At 69.9% G+C, this 19427-nt stretch carries 17 protein-coding genes and 1 tRNA gene; 5 read left to right on the plus strand and 13 right to left on the minus strand.

What is annotated here, in order from left to right; all coding sequences use genetic code 11:
• Positions 1 to 4: 4 nt before the first annotated feature.
• The 3 genes from BJY17_RS06970 to BJY17_RS06980 are packed head-to-tail and all read right to left on the minus strand — an operon-like array spanning position 5 to position 3161.
• Complete coding sequence (locus tag BJY17_RS06970; protein WP_179550722.1) at positions 5 to 850, minus strand: carbohydrate ABC transporter permease; 846 nt, start codon at positions 848 to 850, stop codon at positions 5 to 7.
• Complete coding sequence (locus BJY17_RS18465) at positions 847 to 1788, minus strand: carbohydrate ABC transporter permease (RefSeq protein ID WP_218889860.1); 942 nt, start codon at positions 1786 to 1788, stop codon at positions 847 to 849. The genes BJY17_RS06970 and BJY17_RS18465 overlap by 4 nt, the downstream gene beginning before the upstream one ends.
• Positions 1789 to 1844: 56 nt before the next feature.
• The gene (locus tag BJY17_RS06980) at positions 1845 to 3161 is read right to left on the minus strand and encodes an ABC transporter substrate-binding protein (protein WP_179550723.1); all 1317 of its coding nucleotides are present in this window, start codon (positions 3159 to 3161) and stop codon (positions 1845 to 1847) included.
• A 140-nt stretch (positions 3162 to 3301) separates the two neighbouring features.
• On the opposite strand from BJY17_RS06980, the gene BJY17_RS06985 reads away from it, so the two are divergent.
• Together BJY17_RS06985 and BJY17_RS06990 are read left to right on the plus strand one after the other, a co-directional pair.
• On the plus strand, positions 3302 to 5446 hold the full coding sequence (locus BJY17_RS06985; RefSeq protein ID WP_179550724.1) for an alpha-galactosidase: 2145 nt from the start codon (positions 3302 to 3304) through the stop codon (positions 5444 to 5446).
• A complete protein-coding gene (locus BJY17_RS06990; RefSeq protein WP_179550725.1) occupies positions 5443 to 6933 on the plus strand; it encodes a glucosidase family protein in 1491 nt (496 codons plus the stop codon). Before BJY17_RS06985 ends, BJY17_RS06990 begins: the two co-directional genes overlap by 4 nt.
• Here BJY17_RS06990 and BJY17_RS06995 read toward each other — a convergent pair.
• Positions 6881 to 7939 (minus strand): LacI family DNA-binding transcriptional regulator, encoded by a 1059-nt coding sequence (locus tag BJY17_RS06995; protein ID WP_179550726.1) that lies wholly within the window; start codon positions 7937 to 7939, stop codon positions 6881 to 6883. The two genes, BJY17_RS06990 and BJY17_RS06995, sit on opposite strands and share 53 nt — an antisense overlap.
• A 182-nt stretch (positions 7940 to 8121) precedes the next feature.
• Between BJY17_RS06995 and BJY17_RS07000 the strand changes: the two genes are divergently transcribed.
• Positions 8122 to 9327, plus strand: a complete 1206-nt coding sequence (locus tag BJY17_RS07000) for a metallophosphoesterase family protein (RefSeq protein WP_179550727.1) — start codon at positions 8122 to 8124, stop codon at positions 9325 to 9327.
• A gap of 77 nt (positions 9328 to 9404) precedes the next feature.
• Here BJY17_RS07000 and BJY17_RS07005 read toward each other — a convergent pair whose 3' ends face one another.
• From BJY17_RS07005 to BJY17_RS07020, 4 genes are all read right to left on the minus strand, one after another.
• Entirely contained in the window at positions 9405 to 10214 is an 810-nt protein-coding gene (locus tag BJY17_RS07005) for an alpha/beta fold hydrolase (RefSeq protein ID WP_322789770.1), read from the minus strand.
• Positions 10211 to 10813 (minus strand): isochorismatase family protein, encoded by a 603-nt coding sequence (locus BJY17_RS07010; protein ID WP_179550728.1) that lies wholly within the window; start codon positions 10811 to 10813, stop codon positions 10211 to 10213. Before BJY17_RS07010 ends, BJY17_RS07005 begins: the two co-directional genes overlap by 4 nt.
• Before the next feature lie 107 nt (positions 10814 to 10920).
• On the minus strand, positions 10921 to 12552 hold the full coding sequence (locus BJY17_RS07015; RefSeq protein ID WP_322789771.1) for a D-alanyl-D-alanine carboxypeptidase/D-alanyl-D-alanine-endopeptidase: 1632 nt from the start codon (positions 12550 to 12552) through the stop codon (positions 10921 to 10923).
• 63 nt (positions 12553 to 12615) lie between these two features.
• Complete coding sequence (locus BJY17_RS07020; protein WP_179550729.1) at positions 12616 to 13599, minus strand: Gfo/Idh/MocA family protein; 984 nt, start codon at positions 13597 to 13599, stop codon at positions 12616 to 12618.
• 80 nt (positions 13600 to 13679) lie between these two features.
• Between BJY17_RS07020 and BJY17_RS07025 the strand changes: the two genes are divergently transcribed.
• Together BJY17_RS07025 and BJY17_RS07030 are read left to right on the plus strand one after the other, a co-directional pair.
• Entirely contained in the window at positions 13680 to 14516 is an 837-nt protein-coding gene (locus tag BJY17_RS07025) for an SGNH/GDSL hydrolase family protein (RefSeq protein ID WP_179550730.1), read from the plus strand.
• Positions 14513 to 15337 (plus strand): SGNH/GDSL hydrolase family protein, encoded by an 825-nt coding sequence (locus BJY17_RS07030; RefSeq protein WP_179550731.1) that lies wholly within the window; start codon positions 14513 to 14515, stop codon positions 15335 to 15337. The genes BJY17_RS07025 and BJY17_RS07030 overlap by 4 nt, the downstream gene beginning before the upstream one ends.
• A 90-nt stretch (positions 15338 to 15427) precedes the next feature.
• Here the strand turns inward: BJY17_RS07030 and BJY17_RS19025 are convergent, their stop codons facing one another.
• The 5 genes from BJY17_RS19025 to BJY17_RS07055 all read right to left on the minus strand — a co-directional run bounded on the left by BJY17_RS19025 (position 15428) and on the right by BJY17_RS07055 (position 19409).
• Complete coding sequence (locus tag BJY17_RS19025) at positions 15428 to 15985, minus strand: putative immunity protein (protein WP_179550732.1); 558 nt, start codon at positions 15983 to 15985, stop codon at positions 15428 to 15430.
• Between the two features lie 12 nt (positions 15986 to 15997).
• A complete protein-coding gene (locus tag BJY17_RS07040; RefSeq protein WP_179550733.1) occupies positions 15998 to 16294 on the minus strand; it encodes a hypothetical protein in 297 nt (98 codons plus the stop codon).
• 200 nt (positions 16295 to 16494) lie between these two features.
• Positions 16495 to 16570, minus strand: a tRNA-Thr gene (locus tag BJY17_RS07045).
• Positions 16571 to 16650: 80 nt separating this feature from the next.
• Complete coding sequence (locus BJY17_RS07050) at positions 16651 to 18177, minus strand: alpha/beta hydrolase (RefSeq protein WP_246303675.1); 1527 nt, start codon at positions 18175 to 18177, stop codon at positions 16651 to 16653.
• 50 nt (positions 18178 to 18227) lie between these two features.
• Positions 18228 to 19409: a DNA polymerase III subunit delta' gene (locus BJY17_RS07055; protein ID WP_179550735.1), complete on the minus strand. Its 1182-nt coding sequence runs from the start codon at positions 19407 to 19409 to the stop codon at positions 18228 to 18230.
• Positions 19410 to 19427 lie beyond the last annotated feature (18 nt).

Consider the following 19427-nt stretch of genomic DNA (forward strand, 5'->3'; position numbering starts at 1 on the left):
ACTCCTATTGCTTGACTGCGCCGGCGAGGATGCCGGCGACGAAATGGCGCTGCAGGAACAGGAACAGCACCAGGATCGGCAGCACCGACAGGAGCGTGCCCGTCATCAGCTGGCCGTAGTCCGTGGTGCCGATGCCCTGCAGCGAGGCGAGCGAGACGGGGATGGTGAACGACTCGGGAGTGCGCAGCACGACGAGCGGGTAGACGAACTCGTTCCACTGGCCGAGGAACAGGAAGATCGCGAGGGCCGCGATCGCGGGCCGCACCGTGGGCAGCACGATGCGGCTGAACACCCGGAACTCCCCCGCACCGTCGACCCGGGCGGCCTGCAGCAGCTCGTCGGGCACGGCCAGCATCGTCTGGCGCATCAGGAAGATGCCGAACGGCATCGCGAGACTCGGCAGGATCAGGGCCTGATAGGTGTCGAGCCAGCCGAGGGTCACCATGATCTGGAACAACGGCACGAGCGTCACCTGCGAGGGCAGCGCGAGCGTGACCAATACCGCGCCGAAAAGCACGCCGCGCCCGCGGAACTCGAACTTCGCGAACGCGTAGCCGGCTGCGGTGCAGACGACCAGGCCGAGCACGGTGTACACGGAAGCGATGAGCACCGAATTGCCGATCGCCCGGCCGAACAGGGTCTCGGTCAACAGGCCCGAGAGGTTGTCGAAGAACGCGGGGCCGGGCAGCAGGTTCGGCGGCGAGGCGAAGATCTCGCTCGAGGGATACGTCGTCGCGATGAGGAGCCAGTAGAACGGCAGGATCATCACGACGCTTCCCGCGGCGATCACCGTCGTCAGCACGAGTGACCTGGTGCGTCGGCCGCGGACTCCGACCAGTGCGTCGGTCATCGGGTCTTCTCCTTGAAGAGGCGGAACTGGATGAGCGAGATCACGGCGATGATGAGCGTGAGCGCATACCCGATCGCCGAGGCGTACCCGAAGTCGAAGTACCGGAACCCGTTCTGGTAGAGGTACATGCCGATCGTCAGCGTCGCGTTGTCGGGGCCGCCGTTGGTCAGCACGTACGGCTCGTCGAAGAGCTGGAGCGTGCCGATCGTCGAGAGGATCACGGTGAGCAGCAGCGCGGGTCGCAGCCCGGGCATCGTGATGTTCCAGAACCGCTGCCACCCGTTGGCGCCGTCGACCTGGGCGGCTTCGTAGAGCTCACCCGGGATCGACTGGAGCTGCGCGAGGTAGATGATCGCGTTCTGACCCGTGTAGTGCCAGGTCATCGCGAGCACGATCGAGATCTTCGCCCAGAACGGGTCGACGAGCCATGGGATCGGACCGATGCCGACCGCGCCGAGCATCTCGTTGACGATGCCGTCTCCCGAGTCGAACAGCGCCCGGAAGAGGATGCCGTAGGCGACGAGGCCCATGACGATCGGAACGAAATAGGTGGTGCGCCAGAACGCACGCCATTTGAGCAGCATCGAATTGAACGCGACCGACAGCACGATGCCGAGAGCGAGCATGAGCGGCACCTGCACGACGAGGATGAGGACCGTGTTGCCGAGCGCGGTGTAGAACAGGGGGTCCTGCGCGAGGCGGATGTAGTTGTCGAGGCCGACGAAGGCGGTGACCCCGCCGACGTTCTGCGTCAGGCTGACCCAGAAGGCGGAGAGGTACGGATAGAGCTTGAAGGCCAGGAACAACAGGATCGTGGGCAGCAGGAACAGGTACGGCGTGAGCCGGGGGTGGCCGATCGAGGAACGGCGGCGGCGGGACGGTGGACGACGACGGTCGGTGGCCGGCCGCGCGTCAACGGTCTCGAGGAGTGCATTCACGTTGGATCGCTTCGTCAGGGGGTGCGCCGGCGGGTCGCGCCGACGCACCCGGCCGGTCAGTCGGACGCGAGCTTGCGGTTCGTCTGCTGCGCCACCTGTTCGGCGGCCTCATTCAGCGCTTCCTCGGGGTCGGCCCCCGAGAGCAGCACGCGCGTCTGCGCGTCGGTGAGGGCCTTCAGCGCCCGTGCGTAGTCGCTCGTGTAGTTGACGACGGGGGTGTCCTGCGCCAGCTCGGCGATGAAGATCGCGTTCGGCGACTGCCCGTTGAAGTACTCGCTCGGTTCGGCGAAGCCCTCGGATTCGAGCATCGGCTTGTAGCCGGGGAACATGCCTCCGCCGTCGTAGACGACCTCCTGGCCCTCGAGCGTGCCGAGCGCGAAGTTCACGAACTCCCACGCCGTGCGCTGGTTCTTGCTCTCGGTCGGAATCGAGAGGTAGGTTCCGCCGTTCACCGCCGCAGTGATGCCACCGGGCTCGACGGCCGGTGGGAGGCGAACACCCCAGTTTCCGGCCATGTCCGGCGCCTCGTTCTCCATGACGCCGGCCATCCAGCCGCCCGACGGCATGATCGCGACGTCGGTCTCGCCACGGAGCGAGGCGAGCAGCGTGTCCCAGCTGCCCTGTTCGTCGCCGACGATGCCGAGGTCGTTCGCCTTCTTGATGAGTTCGAGGGAGTGCACGCCCGCCTCGCTGTTCATCGTGATCTCGCCCTGCTCATCGAAGTAGAACGAGCCCTGCAGTGCAGTGAGGAGCTGCCAGAGTCCGGCGGAATCGGCCGCAGACGCCGCCTTGTCCTGGTTGTAGAGGTTGACGCCGGTCTTCTCCTTGATCGTGACGCCCGCCTCGAGAAGCTGGTCCCACGTCTCGATCGAGTCGATGTCGACGCCGGCCTGCTCGAAGATGTCGGTCCGATAGAAGAAGCCGGTCGCGTTGACCTCGTACGGGATGCCGTAGACGGCTCCGTCGGCGCCGGACCCGCTCTTCCACGCCCCCGACGGGAACTCGTCGGCGAGCTCGTCTGCGCCGAAGTCGCGCAGGTCCACGAGCTCGCCGGGGAACTTCTCGACGTAGTTGCCCATGTAGTCGATGCCGATGTTCAGCACGTCGGGCAGGCCGGAGCCTCCCGCGGCCATGCCGGTCGTGATCTTCTCCCAGATCGCCGGGTTGCCGACATCCTGCACATCGATCTCGACATCGGGATGGAGTTCCTGGAAGGCGGGAATCGCCGCCTTGAGCCCGTCACCCGGAGCATCCCACGTCCAGATCGTGATCTTGCCCGCCACCTCGCCATCGGTTGCGCTGTCGTCGGCCGATGGCGCCGAGCATCCGACGAGTGCCGCAACTGCAGCGATGGCGGTTGCTGTGACCGCCACCCCGCGTGATCGCTTGTTCAACGTGAACCTCATTGTTCGCAGTCCTTTCTCGGTGAGTCGCGTCATCGGCGACTCGGCGACAGTAACATATTGCTCGTATATATGCAGCAGGAGTCTGCAAACTTGCAACGGAGGCAAACATGGCCCACACGGTGTTCCATCTGCGCGCGGGAGGCGTGAGCGTCGTCATCGAGGCATCCGGCACCACCCTGCCGGTGATCTGCCATTGGGGACGCGACCTCGGATCCCTCGACGCGAGCGCCCTCGCCCGCGTCGCCGAGCATGTGCACGGAACCCGTGTGACGAGCGAACCGGATCACCCGCTCGCGGTCGGAGTGCTGCCCGAACCGAAGCAGGCCTGGATGGGTCCGCCCGGCCTCACCGGCGATCGCGACGGCCGCGCCGGCTTCCCCGACTTCGACGCCGTGCTCACCGAGTTCGAACGGGTCGATTCGGCGACAGTCGCGCAGCGACTCGTCTCCACCGCGACGGATGCCGCGAATCGGCTCGCCGTCCGCTTGGAGTTCGAGCTGCTCCGCTCCGGCCTCCTGCGCGTGCACGCCGCCGTCCGCAACGACGGTGAGGAGCGGTACCGGCTCGACGGGCTCGACCTCGCGCTCCCCGTGCCCGGCCGCACGGCGGAACTACTCGACTTCTCGGGCCGGCACAACGGCGAACGCCGCCCGCAGCGCACGACGATCACCGACGGCACCCACCTGCGGGAGCAGCGCCGCGGACGCCCCGGACCGGACGCGACGACGTTGCTCGTCGCCGGTACCGACGGCTTCGACTTCGGTCGGGGCGAGGTCTGGGCGGTGCACCTCGGCTGGTCGGGTAACCAACGCCTGTGGGCGCACCGCACGAACGGCGGGCTCACCGCGCTCGGCGGCGGAGAGCTCCTGCAACCCGGCGAGGTCGAGCTCGATCCCGGTGAGGAGTACGAGATGCCCTGGCTGTACGCCGCATACGGCGATGGCCTCGACGATGCATCCGCTCGCATTCACGACGCGCTGCGCGCCCGACCGACGCATCCCGCCGTCGGCCGGCCAGTGACCCTGAACACCTGGGAGGCGGTGTACTTCGACCACACGCTCGAACCGCTCACCGAGCTCGCCGCGCTCGCCGCCGACGTCGGCGTGGAGCGATTCGTGCTCGACGACGGCTGGTTCCTCGGCCGCCGACACGACCGCGCCGGGCTCGGCGACTGGACCGTCGACCCCGAGGTGTGGCCGCACGGTCTCGCACCGCTCGTCGATCGCGTCCGCGAACACGGCATGCAGTTCGGCATCTGGTTCGAACCCGAGATGGTCAACCCCGATTCCGAGCTCGCCCGCGCCCACCCCGAGTGGATCCTCGCACCGCAGCACCGGGACGCGCCGCTCGCCAGGCAGCAGCTCGTGCTCAACGTCGGCCACCCCGACGCGCGCGCATACCTGCGCGACCGCATCGTGGAGCTCGTTTCCGAGCATCGCATCGACTACGTCAAGTGGGACCACAATCGCGACCTCGTCGAACCCGTCGATCGCGTGACCGGCCGAGCGGCCGTCCATCGCCAGACGCAGGCCGTCTACACCCTCATCGACGAGATCCGCGCGGCGTGCCCGTGGCTCGAGATCGAATCGTGCTCGGCCGGTGGCGGCCGCATCGACCTCGGCATCGCCGAACGCACCGACCGGTTCTGGACGAGCGACTCGAACGACCCGCTCGAGCGCCAGCGCATCCAGCGCTGGACGAGCCTGCTGATGCCGCCCGAGCTGCTGGGCGCGCACGTGGGCGCCGCGACCGCCCATGTCACCGGCCGCACCAGTTCGATCGACTTCCGCGCCATCACGGCGATGATCGGCAGTTTCGGCATCGAGTGGGACCTGCGTGAGGCGACCGCCGACGAGCGCGCTGCACTCACCGGATGGATCTCCGAGTTCGTGCGCCTGCGCCCGCTCATCGAACGCGGCAGGTTGCACCGTCTCGAGAGCGACCCGTCGATCTTCGCCCAGACCGTCGTCTCGGCCGATCGCGCGCACGCGATCGCCACCATCGCGACGATCGACTCCCCCACCCACCTGCCCGGACCTGCGCTGCGGCTCACCGGGATCGACCCCGAAGCCGCCTACCGCGTGACGCGGGTCCGACCCGAGGCATCCGTCGACCCGACGACGACGCGGCGCCAGCCCGACTGGTGGACCGAATCGGGCATCTGGCCGGGCACCGTCCTCGCCGAGGTCGGCCTGCCGATGCCGATCCTCCGCCCGCAGGAGGCCGGACTGATCGAGCTGGTCGCGCAATGACCGCCATCCGCATCGAGACCGACGACGCGACGCTCGCCGAGATGTTCGACTGGGCCGCTCGCACCGCCTCCCGCTTCGTGGTGGGCGACGGCCGGCGCGGGCCGCTCGACGTCTCCGAGGCGGACCCCGGTCCGTACCGCACCGGCGAGTACCGCGCGAGCTATCACGCCGGCTACCTGTTCCGGAGCGGCTACTACCTGCGGGACTTCGCGCATCAGGCGGTCGGTGCGCAGCTGCTCGGGCTGGCGCGGCACAATGCCGCGATGCTCGAGAGCTTCGTCCGCTCCGCGACGCCCGAGCACGGCGGTTGGCCGGTGTGGGCGCTGAACTTCGACCGGGTCACCCCGCTCGCCATCGACTACCGCGGGCCCGACCGCTTCGTGCGCGAGCTGCCCGCCGTCTTCGAGCTCGTCGAACTCGTGCACGTCCTCTACCGCTGGACGGGCGACCGGTCACTCCTCGAGCATCAGAGGTTCTGGCGACGCACCATGACCGACTTCGTCGCGGCCCACGATCGGAGCTTCCCGAACGGCGTGGCGGAAGCCGACGGCCCCGGCATCTTCGACGGTGCCGCGAGCTACAACGAGCGGCCCGCCGGGCCGCTGCTCGAGGCGGGCGACGCCTTCGCGGCGCAATACGCGGCGAACCGCCACGCCGCGCGTCTCGAGTCGGCCCTCGGGGAGGACGAGGCATCCGACCGGTTCGCCTCCGCAGCCGACCGACTGGCCGCCGTGTTCGCCGCCGATTGGGGCGCAGCCGACGGAGCGACGGGCCGGCTCGTGTCGGCGCGGGACGCCGACGGTCTCCCGCTGCGGGAATGGATGAAGGAGGCGACGTGGTTCCCGCCGATGAAGGGCCTCGTCGATGGGGATCACCCGGCCCGCAGCGCCGTGCTCGACCGCATCGATCGCGCGAGTCGTGCCCTCGAGACCCGGCCGCGCAACGTCGAGGCGCTCAGCTACCTGCCCGAGCTGTTCCTCCGCCACGGCCGCCCCGACACCGCTTTCGAGTGGATGCGCACCGTCTACGACGCACGCGACGCACCGCACGAGGTCGCCGCGCAGGGCCCGAACGGCGACTACCCCGAGGTGTCCTTCACGCTCGTCGCGCAGATCGTCGCCGGCTTCCTCGGCCTCGAGCCCGACGCGCCCACGCGGACGGTGACCACCCGGCCCGCGCTCCCCCGAGGCATCGCCCGCCTCGCCGCGCATGACATCCCATTCGGGGGCGGCGCCATCAGCATCGGCATCCACCTCGGCCACGAGCTGTGGCTCGAGAACGGCACCTCGCGCGACCTCGACTGGGTGCCGTTCGTGGCTCGCGACGACCGCTTCCACGACCCGCACCTCGGCGAGGCGTCGTTCGGCGATGCCCACCGGGTCGCGCCGGGCGAGCGACGCACGATCCGCCTCGGGCCCGATGGCGGGCGGGGAATCAGACCGGCACGGGCCCGGTCGACTGCCGCAGCCTCAGCTCAGGGTCGATGAGCGCCTCGGTCGCCTGCACCGCACGATTCTGGATCATGGTGACGAGCGTTCGCGCGCAGCTCTCGGCCAGGCTCTCGACGGGCTGGCGCACCGTCGTGAGGGGTGGATCGGTGAAGTCCAACAGGTAGGAGTCGTTGTAGCCGATGACCGAGAGGTCCTTCGGCACCTCGAGTCCGCGCCTGGTGGCCGCCCTGATGGCGCCGAGCGCCATGTCGTCGCTCGACGCCACGATCGCCGTGACTCCGAGCGGGAGGAGTTCGTCGGCGGCGTGGCGCCCGCCGTCGACGCTGAAGTGGTGGCGCACCACCAGGTCTTCGGCGTCGCTCAGCCCCCGTGCGTCCATCGCCTCGAGGAACCCCTCGACGCGCCGGTCGGCGGGCGTGTTGCCGACCGGCCCCGCGCACATCCCGATGCGCCGATGGCCGAGGTCGTACAGGTGCGACACCGCGATCTCGGCTGCCTGCCAGTCGTCGGTGGACACGACGGGCGTGCGCGAGTTCGCGAACGCGCCGTTCACGCTCATGTACGGGATGCCCCGTGCCTCGAGCATCTCCCGGGCGACGGGGTCCGCGTTGCGCAGGGTGTTGCTCGATGAGAGGAACACCGCAGCCGCGATGCCCGCGTCGAGCATGACCTCGATGTAGTCGCGTTCGACGACCGAACCCGGCACGACGGGGCAGACCACGGCGCGCAGCCCATGCGGGCTCAACTCGCTCTCGACGGCGGTGCACATCGCGGCGAAGATCGCGTCTTTGAGCGCCGGGACGAGGAGCAGCACGATCTCGCCCTTGACCGGGCGTTCGTAGCCGATCTCGGCCAGGGCTCGCTCCACCTGCTCGCGGGTGCTCGCCGAGACCCCGTACTTGCGGTTGAGGACCCGGCTCACGGTGGCTTCGCTGACGCCGGCCAACGCGGCGACCTCGGCGAGGCGCACGGTTCCGGCCGGCGACCGGGTCCGACGAACAGCGCCGACCTTCGGGGTCGGATCTGCGGTCGAATCTGCCATGCGACCCATTCTTGCCGATACTCCGCCCCCTGCACCCATTCGACCGGCCCTTCGAATCGCGCCGCCCGATGGCGCGGCATCCCGCTCCGTTCACCTTCCCGACGCCCGCGGGTCATCCGCCATCTCTAACGTCGGCCGCGGCGCCCCTGCCGCGCCGCCACCGACGAACAGGAGAACGACCGATGACCGAGAAGTCGCCCATCAGCCGCCGGACCATCCTCACCGCAGGAGGTCTCGGCGTGCTCGGCGCCGCGGCGCTCCCGACCGCAGCACATGCCGAGACCGGCGACGCCGAACGCGGCGCAACCGGCAGCCCGCGCGCCAAGGCGCCGAAGCTGCGCTTCCGCGCCGACGGCACGTTCAAGGTCGTGCAGTTCAACGACACGCAGGACGACGAGCTGACCGACCGTCGCACCGTCGAGCTCATCGAGAAGACCCTCGACGCCGAGACGCCCGACTTCGTGCTCATCAACGGCGACGTCATCACCGGCGGCTGCGAGACCCGCCTCGCCGTCAAGCAGGCGATCAACAACGTCGTCTGGCCGATGGAGAGCCGCGGCATCCCGTGGGCCGTCACCTACGGCAACCACGACGAGGATTCGCTGCCGCAGTCGGGGGTCGACGAGGCGATGATGCTCGACTTCTACCGCAGCTACGACTTCAACATGAACGCCGAGAACATCGCCGGCGTGACGGGAACCGGCAACACGATCGTGCCGATCCGCACAGCCGGCCGCGGCAACGACACGGCCTTCAGCCTCTGGCTCCTCGACTCCGGCCGGTACGCGCCCGGCACCATCGACGGGCAGGACTTCGCCGGTTACCCCGCGTGGGACTGGCTGCGCATGGACCAGGTGTCGTGGTACCGCGAGGAGTCGCAGCGCCTCGAGAAGAAGTTCAAGCGCAAGGTGCCCGGCCTCATGTTCATCCACATCGCGCTCTGGGAGCACCGCTTCATGTGGTGGGGCGGCGTCGACACCCGCACCGCAGCGGATGCCGCGCGTGGACGCACCCGTCACGGCATCGTCGGCGAGCGCAACGAGGACGAGTGCCCCGGTCCCATCAACTCGGGCATGTACAACGCGATCCTCGAGCGCGGCGACGTCAAGGGCGTCTTCGTCGGTCACGACCACGTCAACGACTACGTGGGCAACTACTACGGCGTGCTGCTCGGCTACGCGCCGGGCACCGGCTTCGGCGCCTACGGCCTGCCCGGCGCTGAGCGCAACCGCATGCGCGGCGGCCGGGTGTTCGAGCTCACCCAGTCAGGTGAGGACGTCGACATCGCGACGCGCGTGGTCTACGCGCGCGACTACGGCATCGACCTCACCGCGAACGACCAGCCGATGGAACCGACGCCGCTCGCGCCCAAGCAGGCGGCGATCTGACGATCATCGGCTTCCGACCGTGGGGCGAACGGCGCATCGTCGCCGCATGCCCCGCGGTCGGCCCTCGTCAGCCCTGGTCAGCCCTCGGCGAGGAAGGCGAGCGCCGCGGACTTGAACCCCCGTGACGTGAGCGTCGAGACGTGGTCGCGACCGGGCACCGAGACGAAGTCGGCGCCCCACTCGCGGGCGAGCTCCTGCGCGCCGGCGGGCACGGGATCGTTCTCGCCGGCGACGAACAGCACCGGGATGCCGCCGGGGATCGCCAGCGGTGAGCCGGAGACGCCCTCGATCACGGCGAGCAGTGCCTCGCGGTCGGCGCCGGCCGTGATCGCGGGGCGCAGCACCTGCTCGATCACCGGATCGCGCGGCGCCTCGTCGCGGAGCAGCACGGCCCTCGCGTCGTCGATCGCCCACGTGGCGAAGAGCTCGTCCGGCCCGGCGCCGCCCACCACGACCCGGCGCACCCGCTCCGGGGCGCTCGTCGCGAACGCCGAGACCACGCGGTTGCCCATCGAATAGGCGACGACGTCGACGACGTCGACACCGGCGGAGTCGAGCACGGCGATGAGGTCGGTCCCGAGCAGCTCCGGTGCGTACGAGTCGGCGTCCACGGGCTTGTCGCTCGCGCCATGGCCGCGGAGGTCGAGCGTGATGGTCGTGCGCCCGGCGTCTTCGAGGGCGCGAACCCAGCCGGTGCCCTCCCACGTGATCGCGGCATCGGAGGCGAAGCCGTGCACGAGGAGGACGGGCGGCAGCGCGGCCTCCGGAACGCCGCTGCCGTCGACCGGCTCGACGGGCTCGACCGCATGCACGCGGTACCCGATGAGCACCCCGTCGGGGGCTTCCGCGTAGAGGGTCGGAGTGTTCGCGGGGCCGGCCTGCCTCACGAGGCGGCCTCGTCGAGCACCGTCGACTCGGCGATGACGACCCCGGCGTGCCCGAGCTCGGCGAGCGCGGCCGCCGACGACTCGGCGGCGACGCCGGCGACGAGGTCGGTGAAGACCCGCACGTGCTGGCCGTGCTCGACCGCGTCGAGCACGCTCGCCCGCACGCAGTAGTCGGTGGCGATGCCGACGACGTCGATCTCGGTGATGCCCCGAGCGGCGAGCACGTCGCTCACGCTCGCGCCCGCGTCATCCGTGCCCTCGAAGATCGAGTACGCGGGCACGCCCTGCCCCTTTCGGATGTGCACGTCGACGGCCGTGGTGTCGAAGTCGGGGTGGTACTCGGCACCGGGGGTGCCCTCGACGCAATGCGGCGGCCAGCTGTCGACGAAGTCGGGCTCGGCGTCGGTCGCGAAATGGCCGCCGTTGTCGTGCTCGCCCGAGTGCCAGTCACGGGATGCCGCGACGAGCTCGTAGTCGCCCCGGTGCTGCTGCAGCAGGCGCGTGACGCCGGCGGCGACCGCGGCTCCGCCCTCGACGCCGAGGGCCCCGCCCTCGGTGAAGTCGTTCTGCACGTCGATGATGAACAGGGCGCGGGTCATGGCTCGCTCCTTCGCACGTCAACACGGCACGGCACGGCCGCTGATGCATCCATTCTTCCAGCGATCGGGGCGGTCTGCCCGGGTTCAGCGCTCGGCGAACCGCATCGTCACTGGTTGGAGAGGTTGTCTCCGCAGAGGTAGAAGCCCGTCGTGAGCGTGTCGATCGCCTGCTTCGCCTCGTCGGTGACGTCGCCGAGGGCGTAGATCGCGAAGGTCAGGGTCGAGCCGTCCTCTGCGCGCACGACGCCCGAGAGCGTATAGCCGGTGTCGATCCAGCCGGTCTTGGCGGAGACCGCACCGTCGGCAACCGAGTTGTCGCCCGCGAAGCGGTCGTCGTAGCTGAGCGAGCCGCGCTCGCCCGAGACGGGAAGTCCGTCCATGAGTACGCCCAGGTTGCCCTCCCGCGCGTTGATCTTCACGAACAGCCGGGTCAGGTACGACGGCGGCACGGCGTTGTTGTCTGAGAGGCCCGAGCCGTCGACGATCGTGATGCCCGTGGTGTCGATGCCGTAGGCGGCGAGCCCCTCGAGCACTCCGGCGTTGATCGCGCCGAAGGTGTTGCCCGAACCGGTCTCGATGGCCACGAGCCTGGCGAGCATCTCGGCCGCGGTGTTGTCGGAGACGACGAGGGCCTTGTCGACGAGCTGCGCGACGGTCGGCGACTGCACCTGGCCGAGCTGCTGAGCCTCCGCGGGCGCGACGCCGCGTTCGATCACCTCGATGCCGCCGAGCTCGTCGGCGAAGGCGTCGCCGGCGCGGCCAACGGGGTCGTCGCTGCGCCACGAGGTGTTCGACCCGGGTTCGTCGCGGTCGCCGTCGACCATGAGTGCGGCGATGTTCGACATGTAGCCGTCGTCGCGCTCCTTGAGGTTCCAGCTCGGCTCCCATTCGTCGCCGCCGAAGTAGCTCGCATCGAGGATGAGCTTCGTCAGCGGCGGGTTCGCGGGATCGGCATCCCACGCGGCCTCGACCTGGGCCGCCAGGTCGTCGAGGTGCGCCGCGCCCGGGTACACGGTCTCGGTGCCGCTCGAGGTGCGGGAGAGCGTGGCGTCGCCGCCGCCGACGAGCACGACCGAACCCGGCTCCGAGCCCTTCACGACGGTGGTCGGGGTGCGGTGATCGGGCCCGAGCACCGAGAGTGCCGCGGCAGACGTCAGCACCTTCATGACGCTCGCGGTGCGGGAGGCGGTCGTGCCGCCTCGGTCGTAGAGCACCTCGCCCGTCGAGGCGTTCATGACCTGAGCCTGGAAGTTCGCCAGACGCCCGTCGTCCGCGCGATCGGCGACCGAGCAGGTGCGCAACCGGCTCGCCGCCGCGATCGCGGCGGGCACCGGGCGAGCAGGGTCGACGGTGGGCGTCGGAGTCGGGGTGGTCGTCGCGAGGGCAGCGGATGCCGCTCCGCCGCCCTTGCTCGCGATGCCGGCGGCGACCGCGCCGGCGCCGATGAGGCCGAAGGCGACGACGCCTCCCGCGATCATGAGCGGCAGGCGGTGCGTGCGGGCGAACGCGGCGATCGCGGTGAGCACACCCGGCTTCGGGGTCTCGGCGGCCTCGGGCGCTTCGGCAGCCTCGGCCGCTTCAGACGCCTCGGACGCCTCGGACGCGGTAACGTCCGAGTCCGGGGAATCGATGACGTCGCCGGCCGGCGTTTCGGCGGCCTCGGCGGCCGACATGTCGGCAGCGGTCGACGGGTCGCTCGCGTCGGGGGTCTCCCCTGCGCCGTCCGTCTCGTCGATCACCCGGGAATCCTACGGAGTCATCCTCAAGAGAACCTGATCATGCGGCCGATCGGGCGCTGCCGGTCATTCGCCCGGGTAGACGAGGCCGATCTGCCGGCGGATCTCGTCGAGCGACGCCATGATCGCGACGGTCTCGTCGATCGGCAGCAGGTCGCCGGTGAGGGTGCCTGCGGCGACGAGCCGTTCGACCGCCTCCGCCTGGAACTGCATGCCGCGGCCCACGACCTCCGAACGGTACTCCTCGAGCAGGGTTCCGTCTGCGGCGACGACCCGGAAGGTCGTCGGCGTGTACCAGACGTGGTCGATCTCGATGCGGGCCTCGGTGCCGAGCACGACCGCGGTGTTCGGTCCCTTCACGTCGCTCGCCGCGATGGTGGAGGCCATGCGCCCGCCCTCGTAGCTGTAGACGACGGCCACCTGGGCGTCGGCACCCGTCGACTTGAAGGTCGCAGAGGCCTGGGTCGTCGCGGGGGCGCCGAAGAGGTCCCACGCGAAGGAGATCGGGTAGATGCCGAGGTCGAGCAGCGCCCCGCCGCCGAGTTCGAGCGCGTTGATGCGGTGCGCAGGGTCGTCGGAGAGCAGTTGGGTGTGGTCGGCGATGAGCGTGCGCACCTCGCCGAGCGTGCCCGCCGCGATGATCTCGCGGATGCGCGCCATGTGCGGCAGGTACCTGGTCCACATGGCCTCGAGCACGAGCAGGCCCTTCGCCGCGGCCAGCTCGGCGAGCGCTCGTGCCTCGGCCGCGTTGACCGTGAACGCCTTCTCGACGAGCACGTGCTTGCCGGCTTCGAGCGCGAGGGTCGCGCCGGCGGCGTGCATCGGATGCGGCGTGGAGACGTAGATCACGTCGACCTCGGGGTCGGCGACGAGCGCTTCGTAGCTGGCATGCGCGTTCGGGATGCCGAACTCGGCGGCGAACGCGTCGGCGCTCTCCTGCGAGCGGGACCCCACCGCCTGCACGGTGAATCCGTTGAGCTTCAGGTCGTTGGCGAAGGCGTGCGCGATGCCGCCGGTGGCGAGGATGCCCCACCGCAGTCGTTCGGTCATGCCGACAGCCTATGCCGCCGGAACCCTCCCCCTGTTCGGGGATCATGCGGATTCCTCACGATCGGGTCTAGCGTTCAGTCATGACGGCCGTTCTCCCCTGGAAGGGCCGCGTCACCGGCATCGCCGCCGCGGCCATCATCGCCCTCGTGGCCATCCCTGCGGGGATCGCCGGCCCGGCCTCTGCCGCGCCACCCTCTTCAGCATCGTCGTCGCCCGTCGCCAAGTACGTCGCCCTCGGCGACTCGGTGGCGGCAGGTCAGGGCGCCGGCGGCTACGTCGACGCCTGCCTCCGGAGTCCCGCCGGCTACCCGACGCTCCTCGACGCCGCACCGCGCACGAACCTGCTGCGCAATCCCTCGTGCAGCGGGGCCACGATCGCGGATGTCGCAGCGAACCAGCTCTCGCAGCTCAACCGCGGCACGACGCTCGTGACCCTCACGGTCGGCGCGAACGAGGTCGACCTGCCCGGCATCCTCGCGGCGTGCGCCACACCAGAGCCGAGTCTGGAGTGCCTGCTCGCCGTACAGGCCGCGCAGGACTACCTCGCCTCCGGGCAGCTGACCGTCGGCATCGCGGGACTCGTCACGGCGATCGCGACGCGCTCCCCCGGGGCGGAGGTCCTCGTGACCGGGTACGCGATCCCGTTCCAGCCCGGACTGCTCCCGCTCACCGATCAGGTGAACGCGCTCGCCGGTGCGATGAACTCGCTCATCCGGGCGGGCGTCGCGGGGGCCGCGGCATCCGGAATCGACGCAGGCTACGTCGACGTGACCGCGCTGTTCGCAGGTCACGGCGTCGGTTCCGGCGCGTCCTGGCTCGGTGAGAATCCGGCTGACCCGATCACCTTCCTCCACCCGAACGCCGCCGGCTACTCCGCCTACCGCGACGCGCTCCTGACCGCATCGGCACTGCCGTGAACGGGTCGTCGCGGCCGCGGTTCGCACTCGCGGCGACGCTGCTCGCAGCGCTGATCGCCCTCGGCTCGGTCGCGTCGCCGGCCCTGGCAGCCCCCTCCGGCAAGGGCAAGCCCGGTGGCGGGGGCGGCAACGCACAACTCGCCTACGCGGCGCTCGGCGACTCGTACGCGGCCGGCCTCGGCGCCGGCAGCTACCTCGAGACGAACTGCTACACCAGCTCGAAGGGGTACCCGGCACTGCTCGACGCCGATGCGAACCTCGCGCTCGCCGCTCGCCCTGCCTGCCGCGGCGCGACCACGGCGGACGTGATCTCGAAGCAGGTTCCCGCGCTCCCGACGAACGCCGTGCGGGTCTCGCTCACCGTCGGCGGCAACGACGTCGGATTCGCGAACGTGATGCAGAACTGCTTCGTGCTCGTGAACAGCACGTGCGAGACGCACATCGTCGCGGGCGAGACCATGGTGCAGAACGGAGTGCTCGCCCAGAACGTGCGCAACGCCATCGCGGCGATCAAGGCGAAGGCCTCGAACGCCCGGGTCGTCGTGACCGGCTACCCGCTGCTGTTCGCGCCGACCTCGCGCTACCAGTGGGCCACACGCGTCAACACCGGCACCGTCGCACTCAACGACGCGATCGAAGGCGCAGCCGTGCTGGCCGGCGCCGTCTACGTCGACGTCGAGGCGCCCTTCACCGGCCACGGCATCGGCAGCTCCGCGCCATGGATCAACGACTGGAGTTGGCTGCGCTCGAATGACTCGTTCCACGCCACCGCCGCCGGGTACCAGGCCTTCGCGGCCGCCCTGCGCCCAGCGCTCAAGTGACCCCTGAACCACACGCGCTCTTCCTCGCGTGAGATGCGAACGGCCCGGCGATCCCGGGCCGTTCGTGTGTCCGGCGCCGAATCGGATCGCCTACCGGCCGCTCCGCTGCGAAGAGGTGCTGCCGATGGCGGCCTGGATCTCCCGAATCGTCGACCCGAGGAGGCCCGACGCGAGAAGCCCTGAGCCGAGCGGACCCGCGGTGTCCTCGCCGACGGGAGGCAACTGTCGAAGCGCCGACCTCGTCGCGTCGGTCATCTGCTCGAGCTGCCAGGAGACCTCATCGCGGACGGCATCGGGTCGATCCGGTGCGGCCAGCCCGACCGCCTTCGCGGCGTAGGCGGCCGCGCCGAGGGCATGCGCGCCCATGTGGGCGACGCCGGCGGCCTGTGCGGCGGCCCGCGCAGCCGCCACTGCCGCGGGAGAACTCACTGCGTGCGCAGCTCGACCGGCGACGAACCGTCGGCGTATCTCGCCGGCGGCATCGAGATCACCGCGAGCGAACGCCCGAGTCCGAGCGATGGCATCGCGTGGTCGATCGTCTGCCGGAGCCTCCGTCTCGAACAGGCCCAAGACCCGTTCGGCGCAATCCGCCGCCCAGACTGCGACCTCGCGGCGATCGGTCTCACTCAGCGACTGCGGCGAAAGCATGCCAACAGGTTCTCATAGCGACCGCACGATGCAGCGCTGATCGGCACGCAACCACCGCTCACCTGCACCATCGAGCAGCCCGCGCTGCCCGATGCCGAGCTCCGGTTCCGTGGTGATGCCGTGCAGGCCCGGCTCGATCTCGGATGTGGTGATGCGATAGCCCTTGCCGGCCAGCTCCTCCCGCGTCGTCCACCGCTGCCCGCTCGCCGGAACGAACTGGCGGTCGTCGGAACAGATCGCGCAGGACGCGGGTGGGGTGGCGGTATCAGCATGCTCGATCGCGCACGTGGCGCAGGTCCAGATCGTCACGGAAGCCCTTTCGTTCGGCGGCCTCGGCAAGTCTGAATGCTCAAGTCAACTTGAAGTCAAGCCGGGAGAGCGCCGTCCCGGATGCCTCAGCCGGCGTCGCGCACGAGCGGCGCGCGTCGGCACGAGGGGATGCTCCGACAACCCTGCAGAACGACAGAAGCCCGGAACCCACGCGATCTGCGTGATTCCGGGCTTCTGGTTGGAGCCGCCTGTGGGAATCGAACCCACGACCTTCTCATTACGAGTGAGACGCTCTGCCGACTGAGCTAAGGCGGCGTGGCATCCGGCACGCTCGAGGCGTACCGACTGGCACGAGAATCCATGTTAGCGGGTTTCGGGAGCCCCGTTGACCACCTTCAGCATTTCGGGTCGCCGGCGGGAACGGTGCCGTCGATGAAGTACGACTCGACGGCGTCGTTCACGCACGCGTTGGACTTGTTGTAGGCGGTGTGCCCCTCGCCCTCGTAGGTGATGAGCACCCCGCTGTCGAGTTGCTCGGCGAGGGCGACGGCCCACTCGTACGGCGTCGCAGGGTCGCCGGTCGTGCCGATGACGAGGATCGGTGCGGCGCCCTCCGCGTGGATCTCGGCACGTTCGGCGTGGCTCTGGTACGGCCAGTTGATGCAACCGAGATCGCCGAACCCGAAGTACGGGCCGATGATCGGTGCGACCTCGGCGGTCGCCGCCGCGTTCTCGCGCATCACCTCGACATCGGACTGGTACGTGTAGTCGAGGCAGTTGACCGCGGTGAAGGCCTCGGCCGAGTTGTCGAGGTACGTGCCGTCTTCGCTGCGGCCGTTGTAGCCGTCGGCGAAGGCGAGGGCCGTGTCGGCATCGCCGAACATCACCGACTCGAACAGGTCGTTCAGGTACGGCCACGAGTCCGCACTGTAGAGCGGGTAGATGATCGCAGTGACGAGGGTGTCGGCACCCACGAGGCGGCCGTCGGTGCCGCGCAACGGGCTCTGGTCGACGGATGCCAGCAGCCGGCTGATCTCGTCGAGCGCGTCGTCGACCGTGCCGCTGAACGGGCAGTCGCTGCCCGAGAGGCAGAACTCGAGGTAGGCCTTCAGGGCGTTCTCGAAGCCGATCGCCTGCGCCTTCGACACCTCGGACTCGCTCGCCGCGGGGTCGATCGCCCCGTCGAGCACGAGCTTGCCGACCTTTTCGGGGTAGAGCTCGGCGTAGGTCGCGCCGAGGAACGTGCCATACGAGAACCCGAGGTAGTTGAGCTCATCGTCGCCGAGGATCGCGCGCAGCAGGTCCATGTCGCGTGCAGCGCTCTCGGTGTCGACGTTGCCGAGCAGCGGGCCGGTGTTCTCGGCGCAGGCCTCGCCGAACGCCCGCTCGGTCGATTCGACCTCGGCGATCCACTCGTCGCTGCCGCGCACGCCCGGAGTGATGCCGTAGAGGTACTCGTCCATCTCGGGGGCGTCGTAACAGGCCACTCCAGATGAGCGGCCGACGCCGCGGGGGTCGAATCCGACGACGTCGAAGCGCTCCTGCAGGGGCTCCCCGACGGCGTAGTCGAGCGAGTCCATCACGAAGTCGTACCCCGAGCCGCCGGGGCCGCCCGGGTTCACGAGCAGCGAGCCGAGCTTGTCGCCCGTGGCCACGTGGCGCACGAGGGCGAGTTCGGTCTCGCCGGCCGAGGGGTCGCTCCAGTCGAGGGGCGCCTTCGCCGTGGTGCAGCCCATGCCGTCGCCGCAGCGCTCCCATTTCAGCACCTGCGTGTAGAAGGGCTCGAGATCGGCCGCGACCTCTTCACCGGTCGGTGTCGAGACCGGCTGCTGCGGATTCAGGAACGAGGGCACGCAACCGCTCAGGGCGAGCAGGGCTGCGAGGGCGCCGACGATCGCGCCGGCACGCGTACCACGCGGCATCCCTTCGACAGGCTCAGGACGGCGCCGTCGTCTGGCGGTGGTCGAGTCGATCATGCGGCCCCTCGTTCTGTGGACGGTCGTCGGATGGCGGAGACCAGCATCGCCTCGAGCGCGAGCGCAGGCGAGACGTTGCCGTCGATGCGGGTGCGCGCCTGCTGGATCGCGTCGAGCGTCGCGAGCGTTCGAGCAGGGGCAGCGGATGCCGCTGCGCGCTGCATGCCCGCCTCGAGCTCGCGGTTGACGAGCGGCACGTCGGCGTGGAGCTGGATGAGCAGGATGTCGCGGTAGAGCGACGCCAGGTCGACGAGGATGCGGTCGATGCCGTCGCGGAGGCTTCTGGTGGCGCGACGCTTCTGGTCGTCTTCGAGCGCCTTCAGCTGCGGTCGCAGCGCGTTGGGCACCGCCTGCCCCGGCGCCACGCCGAGCGAGTGCAGGGCGCTCGCGCGCTCCTCGGCGTCGCGCAGTTCGCCGATCGCCTTGGCGTCTTCACCCGCGATCTCGATGAAGCGTGCGGCGGTCGTCACCGCACCCGACGCGGATCGCACGGCGAGGGCGAGTTCGAGCGTCTCGGAGCGGCGTCGCCGCGCCTCCTCGTTGGTCGCGAGCCGGTGCGCCATGCCGATGTGGCTCTGCGACTCGCGGGCGGCGCGCTCGGCGAGCACGGGGTCGACGCCGTCGCGGCGTTCGAGGAGTGCCGCGACATCCGCGATGCTCGGCACCTGCAGGCGCACCGAGCGCACGCGGGAGCGGATGGTCGGGATGAGGTCGGCCTCGCTCGGCGCGCACAGGATCCACACCGTGCGCTCGGGCGGCTCTTCGAGCTCTTTCAGCAGGAAGTTCGAGGTCTGCTCGGTCATGCGGTCGGCGTCTTCGACGATGATGACCCGGTGCCGGCCGATCGACGGCGCGTAGTGCGAGCGGCGCACGATGTCGCGCACGTCGTCGCGCTTGATGATGACGCCCTCGGTGGCGAGCACGTGCAGGTCGGGGTGGCTGCGCGCATCGACCTGAGCCTGGGTTCGTGCGTCGCCGTCGGCCGTGCCCGAGATGAGCGCGGTCGCGAAGGCGTACGCGAGGTTCGAACGCCCCGAACCGGGCGGGCCGGTGACGAGCCACGAGTGGGTCATCTGCTGCGCGCTCGAGCCTGCGGCCCCGGCCTCGGCCGATTCGGCCGCGGCGCGGAAGAGCGCGATCGCGGCGTCCTGCCCCGTCAGCTCACTCCACACGCTCACGGTTCAACGCTACCGTCA

Source organism: Agromyces hippuratus (assembly GCF_013410355.1).
Taxonomy (GTDB): Bacteria; Actinomycetota; Actinomycetes; order Actinomycetales; family Microbacteriaceae; genus Agromyces; species Agromyces hippuratus.